Below are 13346 nucleotides of genomic sequence, written 5' to 3' on the forward strand. Positions count from 1 at the left end.
AAAAGCCGGGTGGCGGCTACGAGGTAAAAGCAAAACGGTAACAGGCGTTACCGTTTTTTGTGTTCGCGCCCTCTCCCTGTGGGAGAGGGTTGGAATGAGGGCATCAGGCCGCACAACACTACTGCCAGCTCACTTCACCTTTCGGCTCATAGGCATTCACGTCAATCGGCGAGTTCTGCTCGATGTACTGCTTCAGCACTTCCGCATCAATAAAACCGGTGTTTACGTAGCCCGGTTTATTATCGATGTGCGGATAGCCGTCGCCGCCGGTGGCGTTAAAGCTTAACGTCGCCAGACGGTAGGTTTTCGCAGGGTCTACCGGCTCGCCTTTGATTTTGAGATCGTTGAGCTTGCCGTCCTTCGCCACAAAGCTGACGTTGGCAAACTGCGGATAGGCACCCGAGTCCGGCTTCATCTGCGCCACGGCGGTCAGGTAGTCAACGACCTCTTTCCCGCTCATATCCGCATACACCACCACGTTGCCGAACGGCTGCACCTTCAGCACGTCTTTATAGGTGATGTTTCCGCCTTCGATGGAGTCACGAATGCCGCCGCCGCTCATCACGCCGAAGTCCGCATTCGTGCGCGCCATCTGCGCCGCCAGCACCAGATGGCCCATGTTGGTCTGCACGAAGCGGACTTTACTGCGGTCCCCTTCCAGACGACCGTTCAGCGTGCCGATTTTCACGTCCAGCTGCGCCTTGCCTTTGTTCTGGAACGGCGTCAGCAGGGAGAGCATCTGCTGGTTTTCAGCAATCTCTGGCGTGTAAAGTACGCGCTCGCTTTTCCCGTCCGGGTAGGTGACTTTCTTCTTCAGGTTCACCGGGATAAGCTGATAGCGCACCAGCTTCATCTCACCGTTACGAAACTCAAAGTCCGCCCGACCCACGTATTTACCCCACTCGTGGGCCTGCACAATCCAGATCCCGTTCTGACGATCTGGCGCACACGGCGTGCCCGGCACGTAGTCCACCTGCTTTTTGTTCTCCGACGCCATGCACACCGGATCCTGCGAGTGACCGCCCACAATCATCGCCAGCGAGCCCGCTGGCAGGCTGCGCGCCATCTCCACGTCGCCGGGCGCATTGGAGCCGTGCTCGCCGTTATCGTAGTGTCCCATGTGGGTAGTGGCGATAATCACGTCCGGCTTTTCGTTCTGCTGCAGCTCCTGAATCACCAGCTTCGCTTCGTCTGCCGGTTTGCGGAATTCGATATCGGTGAAGAACTCAGGGTTACCGATTTTTGCCGTATCGTCGGTGGTTAAGCCGATGACCGCGATTTTGAGATCCTGACGCTTAAACAGCGCCCACGGTTTAAACAGACGTTCGCCGGTGCTTTTCTGGTAAATATTGGCGGAGAGGAACGGGAATTTGGACCATTTCTCCTGCTGGCGCAGCACGCTCAGCGGATTGTCAAACTCGTGGTTGCCAACGGCCATCGCGTCGTAACCGATTAAATTCATGCCGCGGAAATCGGGTTCAGCATCCTGTAAATCCGATTCCGGCACGCCGGTATTAATATCCCCGCCTGAGAGCAACAGCACGCTGCCGCCCTGGGCCGCCACCTCTTTGCGAATGCCGTCCACCAGTGTTTTTTGCGCCGACAGACCATACTCGCCGTATTCACTGCGCCAGAAATGACCGTGATGATCGTTGGTATGCAGAATGGTGATTTTATAGGTTTTATCTTTTTCATACGCCTGCGCGGGCAGGCTTGCCAGGCCCCATGCGGCAATAAGCGCCAGCGCGACGCCCCGCTTCATTAACTTCATCTTCTCTCTCCCTGACCAATAGACAAAGGCAAAAATTACAGTGACTAACAAGAATAGACAAATAAGTTTTCAGAATTGCGACTTTCTTCAAATGTCACGGACGAGTATGTTAGTCGGATAATAATTACTCCCTGCATCTCTAATAACAAATTGACGTGGTATTTATGGCAATCAGTGAATCAACCCAGCCCGCTCCGGGCGCGCGGGCGTCGCGCACCTCATTTAAAGTTTTAGGCGCAATCAGCCTCTCGCACCTGCTCAACGACATGATCCAGTCGTTGATTCTGGCGATCTACCCGCTGCTGCAGTCCGAGTTTTCGTTAACCTTCGTACAGATCGGGATGATCACCCTGACCTTCCAGCTGGCCTCGTCGCTGCTGCAGCCGGTGGTGGGTTACTGGACGGATAAATACCCGATGCCGTGGTCGCTGCCGATAGGCATGTGCTTTACCTTAAGCGGGCTGGTGCTGCTGGCCATGGCAGGCAGTTTTGAAGCGGTTCTGCTCGCCGCCGCGCTGGTGGGAACCGGCTCGTCCGTCTTCCATCCGGAATCGTCCCGCGTGGCGCGTATGGCCTCCGGTGGCCGTCACGGGCTGGCGCAGTCACTCTTCCAGGTAGGGGGCAACTTCGGTAGCTCCCTCGGCCCGCTGCTGGCGGCGGTGATTATCGCCCCGTATGGCAAAGGCAATGTGGCCTGGTTTGTGCTGGCCGCCCTGCTCGCCATTGTCGTGCTGGCACAGATCAGCCGCTGGTACGCCGCCCAGCATCGCGTGAACAAAGGGAAACCTAAAGCGAAGGTTATCAATCCCCTGCCTCGTAATAAGGTCATTCTTGCGGTCTCCGTGCTGCTGGTGCTGATTTTCTCCAAATACTTCTATATGGCGAGCATTAGCAGCTATTACACCTTTTATCTGATGCAAAAATTCGGATTATCGGTACAAAACGCGCAGTTTCACCTGTTTGCTTTCCTCTTCGCGGTGGCCGCAGGAACGGTCATTGGCGGGCCGGTGGGGGATAAAATTGGCCGTAAATATGTCATTTGGGGCTCTATCCTCGGCGTGGCGCCCTTTACCCTCATTTTGCCGTACGCCAGCCTTGAATGGACGGGGATTTTGACCGTGATTATTGGTTTTATCCTCGCCTCCGCGTTTTCCGCCATTCTGGTCTATGCCCAGGAGCTGCTGCCGGGTCGTATCGGTATGGTTTCCGGACTTTTTTTCGGTTTCGCCTTCGGCATGGGCGGGCTGGGTGCAGCGGTATTAGGGATGGTTGCGGATCACACCAGCATCTTCCTGGTTTATAAAATCTGCGCTTTCCTGCCACTTCTTGGGATGTTGACCATATTCCTGCCTGATAATCGTCATAAAGCGTGATTTACGGGTAGCTAAAGTTATGCTTTGGCTACCCTCCCCCCTTATGTGATAAGGGTTTCCTATTCATCCCCACTCTGAATTTATCAATATGCGCCTTTTTAATCGCATATTGCCGTTTTATTCAAACTTCAACAATTATTCATAAACATAAGGGTAAAAATTGTCATAAACTATTACCTGGCTTTTTGGTATTCACGCCAAAAATGGAACACTCACCACGAAAGGAGACGGAATGCACCACGCCACACCGCTTATTACCACCATTGTTGGTGGACTTGTGCTCGCTTTTATCCTTGGCATGATTGCCAATAAGCTGCGTATTTCTCCTCTTGTCGGCTATCTGCTGGCAGGTGTGCTGGCGGGACCGTTTACGCCAGGTTTTGTTGCGGATACCAAACTGGCTCCTGAACTGGCGGAATTGGGCGTGATTCTGCTGATGTTTGGCGTCGGTCTGCATTTTTCGCTGAAGGACCTGATGGCGGTAAAGTCGATCGCCATACCCGGAGCGATCGCCCAGATAGGGGTGGCGACGCTGCTGGGCATGGCGCTTTCGGCAGTGCTGGGCTGGTCGCTGATGACCGGCATCGTCTTTGGGCTGTGCCTCTCCACCGCCAGTACCGTGGTGCTGCTGCGCGCGCTTGAAGAGAGGCAGTTGATAGACAGCCAGCGCGGGCAAATCGCGATTGGCTGGCTGATTGTAGAAGATCTGGTCATGGTCCTGACGCTGGTACTGCTGCCCGCCGTCGCCGGGATGATGGAAAAAGACAACGTCGGCTTCGCCTCGCTGGCGCTGGATATGAGCATCACCATCGGTAAAGTGGTGGCGTTTATCGCCATCATGATGCTGGTGGGTCGCCGTCTGGTGCCGTGGATCATGTCCCGCAGCGCGGCAACCGGCTCCCGCGAGCTGTTTACCCTCTCCGTGCTGGCGCTGGCGCTGGGCATCGCCTTCGGTGCCGTTGAGCTGTTTGATGTCTCCTTTGCCCTGGGGGCGTTCTTCGCCGGGATGGTGCTGAACGAATCCGAGCTGAGCCACCGTGCGGCACACGACACGCTGCCGCTGCGCGATGCGTTTGCCGTGCTGTTCTTCGTCTCCGTCGGGATGCTGTTCGATCCGCTGGTGCTGATCCAGCAGCCGCTGGCCGTGCTGGGTACGCTGGCGATCATTATTTTTGGTAAGTCGCTCGCGGCTTTCTTCCTGGTGCGAATGTTCGGCCACTCCCCGCGCACGGCGCTGACGATTGCCGCCAGCCTGGCGCAGATCGGCGAGTTCGCCTTTATTCTGGCCGGTCTGGGCATGGCCCTGAACCTGCTGCCGCAGGCGGGGCAAAATCTGGTGCTGGCAGGGGCAATCCTCTCCATCATGCTAAACCCGGTATTGTTTGCCTTGCTGGAAAAATACCTCGAGAAGACCGAAACTCTCGAAGAGCAGACGCTGGAAGAGGCAACGGAAGAAGAGAAGCAGATCCCGGTGGATATTTGTAATCACGCCCTGCTGGTGGGCTTTGGCCGCGTGGGTAGCCTGCTCGGCGAGAAGCTGATGGCGCAGGGGATCCCGCTGGTGGTGATTGAGACGTCACGCACCCGCGTGGATGAGCTTCGCGAGCGCGGGATTCGTGCGGTGCTGGGCAATGCGGCGAACGAAGAGATCATGGAGCTGGCGCATCTGGACTGTGCCCGCTGGCTGCTGCTGACCATTCCAAACGGTTATGAAGCGGGTGAGATTGTGGCCTCCGCGCGTGAGAAGTGCCCCGGTATTGAGATCATTGCCCGAGCGCACTATGACGACGAGGTGGAATACATTACCGAGCGCGGCGCGAATCAGGTGGTGATGGGCGAGCGTGAGATTGCGAACACCATGCTGACGCTGCTGACGAAGCCGCCAGTTGAAGAGGCGGTTACGGGGTAAGTTTGCTGCGGCCTGATGCCCTCACCCTGGCCCTCTCCACAGGGAGAGGGAACAAATACTAAAAACGGCAACCACAGGTTGCCGTTTTGCTTTTACCTGTCCCAGTACGCCTCTTCGAGGCTGTCTTCTCGTTCCGGCAGTCCACGCGTTAAGCGTGGAGAATGCTGGTTCAGCACCTGGTAGCTCACGCGGTTCGCGTACTTGCACACCTGCGCCAGCGACGAATAGGTCAGCCAGCTGAACTTGTGCTTGCTGGAGTTCGGCACGTTAGTTTTGTGATAGGCGTTCGCGGTAATGTCATGCAGCAGCGCGGCCAGCGCGCCGTCGCCCGCGCCGTTAGTGTTCATGATCTTCTCCGGCCCGCCCATATACGGCGCAATGTGGGAGTAAATACGCAGCGGATTCACGCAGTCTTTGTGGCGCATGCCGCGGCTGAACTCGTACTGGTTGAACTCCGCAATCGCCCCCGGCAGCAGCGGGTGCTGGGTTTTGCGCTTGCTCTCTTCTTCGGTGAAGCCCGCCATATACAGCCCAACCGGACCCGCGGTGCAGAGCACCAGATCCACCCAGTCCAGCGCTTTGTCGGACGCCAGCAGCGGATCGCTTTCACCGGTCAGCGCCTCGGCCTCTTCTTCGTTCATCGCCAGAATCGAGACGTGCTCTTTCAGGAAGGTCTGCCACCACTCCGGGTTATCGGCAATCACGAATTTGGTGCCCAGGGTTAACACTACCGGCACATCGTACTTTTTGGCGTACTCAATCGCCTTCATGGTCGCTTCCGGCATCGGCTCGCCCGGCTTGCAGCGCACCAGGTAGGAGGTCAGCACCAGCGCAGACGCGCCCGCGATCACCTCTTCGGGAATGCTTTCCGCGCGCAGCTTGTTCATGTGGCCCGGGCTGATGGCAAAGGTACGCTCGCCGGATTCGCCGATCAGCGTAAAGCAGCGGCCAATCGGCCCGTCTACGCCCTGGAGATAGTTCAGATCGGTGCGGCTGGAGGTGTTGCACAGGTAGCGGTAGGCGTAGCCACCGATTTCAATATTGCTGCACATCACGCCGAGCAGCACCGAGCGGTCATCTGCCAGCACCGAGTAGTTGTGCATGGTGTTGCCGATGGTGCCGCCAGCGAACTGATGGGTAATCAAATTTTCGCGCACCAGCTCCTGGTACAGCGCTTCGGCAACGTCGTCCTCAATCACCAGCGAGTGACCGGCGCTCAGACCGTAACGGGCGACAAACTCATCATCCACTTTCGCTTCAATGTCCACCAGCGTCTGGTCGATACCGACAACCCAGGCCGCGCTGGTTTCATTTTCAGGCTGGATTTGCTGCAGAAGCGGATCGCGGGCATCGACGGGAAAGTAGTGTTTGGATTTGCGTTTACCGGGAAATTTCATGGTCTGAACTGTACGAAGAATATGGGCCGGGAATGGTAGCACAAACCCGGCCCGGAGTGCGATCAGCGGCTGTTCGTCACCAGCGAGACCATCATGTCGATATGCTCAGGTGAGTCGTTAAGCGCCGGAATGTACTCATACTTTTCGCCGCCGGCCTCAAGGAAAAATTCCCGGTTTTGCACCGCGATCTCCTCCAGCGTTTCAAGGCAGTCCGCCGAGAAGCCCGGCGACATCACCTGAATGTGCTTCACGCCCTTCTCGCCGAGCATTTTGAGGGTTTCATCGGTGTACGGCGTCAGCCACGGCTCGCGGCCAAAGCGCGACTGGAAGGTCATCATCACCTTCTCCGGCGGCAGGCCAAGGGCGGAGACCAGCTCGCGGGTGGTATCCCGGCAGCGCTGGGGGTAATCATCCCCTTCATTGGCGAAACGCTGCGGAATACCGTGATAGGAGAGCAGCAGCAGATCCGGTTCGCCGTGCTTTTCAAACGATGCTCGGGCGCTGTTGGCAAGCGCCTTGATGTAGAGGTCGTTATCCGCATAATCGCGAATAAAGGTCACTCCCGGAATGCGGCGGCGGGTTGCCAGAATGCGGGCAAGCTCGTCCCAGACGGCGGCCACCGTCGAGCAGGAGTACTGCGGATACAAGGCCAGCACGACGATATGCTCCACGCCCTGTGCCATCAGCGCATCGACGGCGCTTTCCAGAGAAGGTTTACCGTAGCTCATGCCGAGTGCGACGGGCATATCCGGCAGACGGGCGGCCAGCGCTTTTTCCTGGCGACGGCTGTACACCATCAGCGGCGAGCCCTCTTCCATCCAGACGGACTGATAAAGTTTGGCGACGCGCGGAGAGCGAATCGGCAGAATGACGCCACGCAGCAGCGGCCACCACAGCAGTCTCGGAAAATCCACGACGCGGGTGTCGCTTAAAAATTGTCGCAGGTAGCGTTTTACCGCCGCTGGAGTGGGTGCTTCTGGGGTGCCCAGATTGGCAAGCAGGATGCCGGTTTTCGCCTGACTCATTCACGCCTCTTAACCATTTGATAGGTTGTCAATTGTAGCGGAAATGCGTTTAAACGAAACCCATTGCTGTAATAGGTAAGATGAGAATATTTCTCACCCGGAAGCCCGGGTGAGAGGCGCGTGATTAGCCGAGGATTTTTTCCAGCTCTGCACGTACGTCAGCCACGGCTTTGGTGCCGTCAACTTTGGCGTATTTGGTGTTACCCGCCTGCGCTTCTTTGGTGTAGTAGCCAATCAGCGGCGCGGTCATCTGATGGTATTCCACCAGGCGTTTACGCACGGTCTCTTCCTGATCGTCTTTACGGGTGGTCAGCTCTTCGCCGGTCACGTCGTCTTTGCCTTCAACCTTAGGCGGGTTGAATTTGATGTGGTAAACGCGGCCAGAGGCAGCGTGCACGCGACGGCCAACGATACGGTCAACGATCAGCTCGTCCGGTACGTCGAACTCCAGAACGTAGTCCACGTTGATGCCCGCTTCTTTCATGGCGTCAGCCTGAGGAATGGTGCGCGGGAAGCCGTCCAGCAGGAAACCGTTACGGCAGTCTTCTTGCGCAATGCGCTCTTTAACCAGCGCGATAACCAGCTCGTCGGTTACCAGCTTGCCTGCGTCCATGATGTCTTTCGCTTGTTTACCCAGCTCGGAGCCAGATTTTACAGCGGCGCGCAGCATGTCACCGGTGGAGATTTGCGGAATACCGTATTTCTCCATGATGAACTGAGCCTGAGTTCCTTTACCCGCGCCCGGAGCGCCAAGCAGAATAATACGCATTGCGAAAATCCCCTCAAATGTCGTTTCAATTTTTCAAAAGCGCTAAACAATACCACCAGAACGGGCGTGGCTCAAGGAAGGCGGGAAGGCTGAAACGGTTAATGGGGGGAGATAATTTGGGAGAGTGCGGTCTGGTGCCCTCACCCCGGCCCTCTCCCACGGGGAGAGGGAGAAGACCAGGGGAGACGTGGTCAGTTACGCCAGCAGCAGCGCATTCACACGTTTAATGAACAGGTTAGGATCTTCCAGGGTGCCGCGCTCGGCCAGCAGGGACTGATCCAGCAGGAGTTCAACCCACTCGGCAAAGCGAGCTTCATCCTGGGTATCCGCCGCGCGTTTCACCAGCGGATGATCCGGATTAAGCTCAAAGATATATTTCACTTCCGGCACGGCCTGGCCCGCCGCGGCGAACAGCTTCGCCATCTGGGTGCTCATTTCGTCGGCATCGGTGGTGACAATCGCCGGAGTATCGGTCAGACGGTGCGTGAATCTTACCTCTTTCACGCGGTCGCCCAGCAGAGTTTTGACACGCTCAACGAACGGCTCAAGCGCCTTCTCGGCTTCTTTCGCGCTTTCGTCCACTTCATCCGCCAGCTTGTCGATGGACTCGTCGGCTTTGGCAACGGACTGGAACGCCTTACCGTCGAACTCGGTCAGGTAGTTCATCATCCACTCGTCGATGCGGTCAGAAAGCAGCAGCACTTCGATGCCTTTCTTACGCAGCAGCTCCAGGTGCGGGCTGCTCTTCGCTGCCGCATAGCTGTCGGCGGTGATGTAGTAGATCTTCTCCTGCCCTTCCTTCATGCGGGAGACGTACTCTTCCAGCGACACGGTCTGGGCGGAGGAGTCGGTATGCGTAGAGGCGAAGCGCAGCAGTTTGGCGATGGTTTCAACGTTCGCCATGTCTTCAGCCGGGCCTTCTTTCAGCACCAGGCCGAACTGTTTCCAGAAGGTCTGGTATTTTTCCGCGTCGTCTTTCGCCAGTTTTTCCAGCATCTGCAACGCACGTTTGGTCAGGGCGTTACGCAGATTACGTGTGACGGTGCTGTCCTGGAGGATTTCGCGGGAGACGTTCAGCGGCAGATCGTTGGAGTCTATCAGGCCACGAACAAAGCGCAGGTAGTTCGGCATGAACTGCTCGGCGTCGTCCATGATGAAGACGCGCTGCACGTACAGCTTCAGGCCGTGCTTGTGATCGCGGTTCCACATGTCCCACGGCGCCTGTGCCGGGATATACAGCAGGCTGGTGTACTCCTGCTTCCCTTCCACGCGGTTATGGCTCCAGGTCAGCGGGTCGGTAAAGTCGTGGGCGATGTGCTTATAAAACTCGTTGTACTCGTCGTCTTTGATTTCAGCCTTGTTACGCGTCCACAGCGCCTGCGCCTTGTTGATTTTCTCCCAGGAAACAACGGTTTCACCGTCTTTCTCTTCCTGTTTTTCAATCTCAACCGGCAGCGCGATGTGGTCGGAATATTTGCTGATGATGGAGCGTACGCGCCAGTCGTTCAGGAAATCGTCTTCGCCTTCGCGCAGGTGGAGGGTGATTTCGGTGCCGCGATCCGCTTTGGTGATGTCATCAACGGTGTATTCGCCTTCCCCTTTGGATTCCCACAGCACGCCGTTCTCAGCGCTGTCGCCCGCGGCACGGGTGCGCACGGTGACTTTGTCCGCCACGATGAACGCCGAGTAGAAGCCTACGCCGAACTGGCCAATCAGCTGGCTGTCTTTCGCCTGGTCAGAGCCCATGGACTCCAGGAACGCTTTGGTGCCGGATTTAGCGATGGTGCCAAGGTGGTCGATCACCTCGTCGCGGTTCATCCCGATGCCGTTATCAGCGATGGTCAGGGTGCGGTTCTCTTTGTTGAAAGAGACGCGCACGCGCAGCTCGCCGTCGCCTTCATACAGATCCGGGTTGGACAGCGCGCGGAAGCGCAGCTTGTCCGCCGCATCGGAGGCGTTGGAAATCAGCTCACGCAGGAAAATTTCTTTGTTGGAATACAGGGAATGGATCATCAGGTGCAGAAGCTGTTTTACTTCTGACTGGAAACCACGGGTTTCTTGTCCTTTCATCTAAGTCGACCTCAACAATGCCATTTAATGGGGTTGTAAAACGTTGAGTGAGAGATGGGGATAAGGGGGGAAATTTTCAAGCGGAGGCCGCGCGCGCAGCCTCCGTTTGGTCAGAAAATAATCTTGTGTCGTCCGGCCAGCGAGTGCGACAGCGTGGTGCCGTCGACCATCTCCAGCTCGCCGCCGACCGGCACGCCGTGGGCGATGCGGCTGGCGTCAACGCCGTACTGCGCGCACAGCTCGGCGATATAGTTGGCGGTTGCCTCCCCTTCCACCGTCGGGTTGGTGGCGAGGATCACCTCTTTGATGGTTTCGGACTCAAGACGCTGTTCAAGGCGATCGAGACCGATATCGTCCGGGCCAATGCCGTCCAGCGGGGAGAGATGCCCCATCAGCACAAAGTAGCGGCCGGAAAACTGCCCGGTTTGTTCGATGGCGTAGATGTCCGCCGGACTCTCCACCACGCAAATCTGACCGTTTTCCTGACGACGCGGGTTCGTACAGATGTTACACACGTCCTGCTCGGTAAAGGTCCGGCAATCCGCACAGTGACCAATTTCTGACATGGCGCGGGTCAGAGCCTGCGCCAGGCGCATCCCGCCGCTGCGGTCGCGCTGCAATAGCGTAAACGCCATGCGCTGCGCCGACTTCGGGCCAACGCCCGGCAGGCAGCGCAGTGCTTCCATTAACTGCGTGAGCAGCGGACTGGTTTGCATCAGAACGGCATCTTAAAGCCCGGCGGCAGTTGCATACCGCTGGAAACAGAGGCCATTTTCTCTTTCTGGGTTTCGTCGATACGGCGAGCGGCATCGTTAAACGCGGCTGCAACCAGATCTTCCAGCATCTCTTTGTCGTCTTCGAGCAGGCTCGGGTCGATTTCAACGCGACGGCAGTTGTGCGCACCGTTGATGGTCACCTTGACCAGACCGGCACCGGATTCACCCGTGACTTCCAGCTGAGCGATCTCTTCCTGCATCTTCTGCATTTTTTCCTGCATCTGCTGAGCCTGCTTCATCAGGCCACCCAGACCGCCTTTTCCACCAAACATAGGCTTCTCTCTTCTTTCACGTTTAAGGATTACAACCGTAAGTCAGACTCACGATCAAATGGGGCGAATACTCTCTTCATCCAGATCGGCGTCGAAGAACCGGCGCAGGGTCTGAATGTTGTTATCCGCAATAATTGCCTCGCGCGCCTGCGCGAGCTTCTCTTCATAAATGGCCTGGCGCCACTCGAGCGGCGTTTTCACTGCCGGATTATCATCTTCAATGATAGTCAATTCAACCGGTGAACCCTGTAAAGCAGCAAGCGCCTCGGCCAGCGCCTTTTGCGCGCCAGGGGAATTGAGGTGCCGCTGGCCCGGACGCAGGTGCAGACGCACCTGATTGCCGTCCTGCTCTTTCCAGGCGTTCAGCGCGACCTGCTCCACCAGCTTCGGCAGTTGCAGTTTGCTGACCTCAGCGGCCCAGGCGTCGCGCGCGATAGATTCTTCGGCGAGCTTAGCGGAAAGCTCCGGCGTTTTTTCATGCTCCAGCGCCTTTTTCAGCGCTTTCGGCGTGGCGACCACTTCCTTGACCGTTTCAACAACGGTGGTCGCCTTCCAGCGGTAAGCCTCTTCTTTCACCGGGGCTTTCTGCTCGAGCGCGGACGGTGCCGGACGCGACTGTACGCGCTCCGTTACCGAGGCCAGTCGTTCAAGCGCGGCGTTGTTCACCGGCCGCGCTCTTCCTGGCGCTGCCGGTTCACTCTTTTTTGGTTTGGTTACTCCCTGCGCACGCTGCAGTTGGCTGCGTGCGGCAAGCACCGAACTGGTGGCATCCGACAGCGGCACATTTTGCTGTGGCGGCGGCGTCGGCTGCGGTGGCATCTGCTGCGGTGACATCACCGCCGTAGGGGCGACCGGGGCAAAAGACTGCCGCGGCGCTTCCGGTTCCGGCAACGGCATGCGCGGGTGGAACGCCAGCGCACGCAGCAGCGTCATTTCGACGCCCATCCTGGGGTCCGGCGCGAACGGTAACTCTTTGCGGCCAATCAGCAGCGTCTGGTAATACAGCTGCACGTCGGCAGGCGGCACGGTGCGCGCAAGTTCACGCATCCGCTGCTCAATGGTCGCCATGTCCGCGCCAATGGCCGACGGGGACAGTTGCAGCATCGCCACGCGGTGCAGCAGGCTGAGCATCTCGACCAGCAGCGCTTCCCACTCAATACCGCGGGCAGCGGCCGCGTTCACCAGCGACATCACGCGCTCACCGTTGGCGGCAATCATCGCTTCGATGAGCGACAGCGCCTGATCGTCATCCAGCGTGCCGAGCATGGTGCTGACCGCTTCGGTCGAGAGCTTGCCGTCACCGCTGGCAATCGCCTGGTCGGTCAGGCTTAGCGCATCACGCAGGCTGCCGTCAGCCGCGCGGGCCAGCAGTTGCAGGGCGCGCGGCTCGTGAACGATCTTCTCTTCGTCAAGGATGTGCTCAAGCTGAGCGCGGATCTGCTCAACGTCCAACGCCTTCAGGTGGAACTGCAGGCAGCGCGACAGGATGGTGACCGGCAGCTTTTGCGGATCGGTGGTCGCCAGCAGGAATTTAACGTGCGCGGGCGGCTCTTCCAGCGTTTTCAGCAGGGCGTTAAAGCTGTGGCGCGACAGCATGTGCACTTCATCGATCAGGTAGACCTTGAAGCGGCCGCGCGCAGGGGCGTACTGGACGTTGTCGAGCAGATCGCGGGTGTCTTCCACCTTGGTACGCGAGGCGGCGTCGATCTCGATCAGATCGACAAAACGCCCCTGCTCGATCTCGCGGCAGTTGTCACACACGCCGCACGGGGTGGCGGTGATCCCGGTTTCGCAGTTCAGACCTTTCGCCAGCAGACGGGCAATAGAAGTCTTACCGACGCCGCGGGTGCCGGAAAAAAGATAGGCGTGATGGATGCGACCTAGCGACAAGCCGTTCGCCAGGGCCGTCAGCACATGTTCCTGACCGACAACGTCAGCAAAGGTTTGTGGTCGCCATTTACGGGCTAACACCTGATAACTCATG

10 protein-coding genes and 1 other annotated feature are annotated in these 13346 nt (G+C 57.8%); of the genes, 2 read left to right on the forward strand and 8 right to left on the reverse strand.

What is annotated here, in order from left to right; all coding sequences use genetic code 11:
- Nucleotides 1-118 precede the first annotated feature (118 nt).
- Nucleotides 119-1771: a bifunctional UDP-sugar hydrolase/5'-nucleotidase UshA gene (gene ushA / locus IM271_RS08715; protein ID WP_028012202.1), complete on the reverse strand. Its 1653-nt coding sequence runs from the start codon at nucleotides 1769-1771 to the stop codon at nucleotides 119-121.
- Between the two features lie 164 nt (nucleotides 1772-1935).
- On the opposite strand from ushA, the gene IM271_RS08720 reads away from it, so the two are divergent.
- Together IM271_RS08720 and ybaL are read left to right on the forward strand one after the other, a co-directional pair.
- A complete protein-coding gene (locus tag IM271_RS08720) occupies nucleotides 1936-3144 on the forward strand; it encodes an MFS transporter (protein ID WP_193052457.1) in 1209 nt (402 codons plus the stop codon).
- 232 nt (nucleotides 3145-3376) lie between these two features.
- Entirely contained in the window at nucleotides 3377-5053 is a 1677-nt protein-coding gene (gene ybaL / locus IM271_RS08725) for a YbaL family putative K(+) efflux transporter (RefSeq protein ID WP_045260697.1), read from the forward strand.
- A 92-nt stretch (nucleotides 5054-5145) separates the two neighbouring features.
- Here the strand turns inward: ybaL and IM271_RS08730 are convergent, their stop codons facing one another.
- From IM271_RS08730 to dnaX, 7 genes are all read right to left on the reverse strand, one after another.
- Nucleotides 5146-6450 (reverse strand): inosine/guanosine kinase, encoded by a 1305-nt coding sequence (locus tag IM271_RS08730; protein WP_045260696.1) that lies wholly within the window; start codon nucleotides 6448-6450, stop codon nucleotides 5146-5148.
- A 62-nt stretch (nucleotides 6451-6512) separates the two neighbouring features.
- Complete coding sequence (gene hemH, locus IM271_RS08735; RefSeq protein WP_193052458.1) at nucleotides 6513-7475, reverse strand: ferrochelatase; 963 nt, start codon at nucleotides 7473-7475, stop codon at nucleotides 6513-6515.
- A 124-nt stretch (nucleotides 7476-7599) separates the two neighbouring features.
- Nucleotides 7600-8244 (reverse strand): adenylate kinase, encoded by a 645-nt coding sequence (adk, locus tag IM271_RS08740; RefSeq protein ID WP_006809841.1) that lies wholly within the window; start codon nucleotides 8242-8244, stop codon nucleotides 7600-7602.
- 195 nt (nucleotides 8245-8439) lie between these two features.
- Nucleotides 8440-10314 carry a molecular chaperone HtpG gene (gene htpG, locus IM271_RS08745; protein WP_045259919.1) on the reverse strand — a complete coding sequence of 625 codons (1875 nt, stop codon included), beginning with the start codon at nucleotides 10312-10314 and terminating at the stop codon, nucleotides 8440-8442.
- 110 nt (nucleotides 10315-10424) lie between these two features.
- Nucleotides 10425-11030 (reverse strand): recombination mediator RecR, encoded by a 606-nt coding sequence (gene recR, locus IM271_RS08750; protein WP_006809843.1) that lies wholly within the window; start codon nucleotides 11028-11030, stop codon nucleotides 10425-10427.
- Nucleotides 11030-11362, reverse strand: a complete 333-nt coding sequence (locus tag IM271_RS08755) for a YbaB/EbfC family nucleoid-associated protein (RefSeq protein ID WP_003858972.1) — start codon at nucleotides 11360-11362, stop codon at nucleotides 11030-11032. Before IM271_RS08755 ends, recR begins: the two co-directional genes overlap by 1 nt.
- Before the next feature lie 54 nt (nucleotides 11363-11416).
- The gene (gene dnaX / locus IM271_RS08760; RefSeq protein ID WP_193052459.1) at nucleotides 11417-13345 is read right to left on the reverse strand and encodes a DNA polymerase III subunit gamma/tau; all 1929 of its coding nucleotides are present in this window, start codon (nucleotides 13343-13345) and stop codon (nucleotides 11417-11419) included.
- Nucleotides 12023-12087: a sequence feature (DnaX frameshifting element), on the reverse strand. It overlaps the preceding gene by 65 nt.
- Nucleotide 13346: the final 1 nt, after the last annotated feature.

Source organism: Enterobacter cloacae complex sp. I3 (assembly GCF_014896175.1).
GTDB lineage: Bacteria > Pseudomonadota > Gammaproteobacteria > Enterobacterales > Enterobacteriaceae > Enterobacter > Enterobacter bugandensis.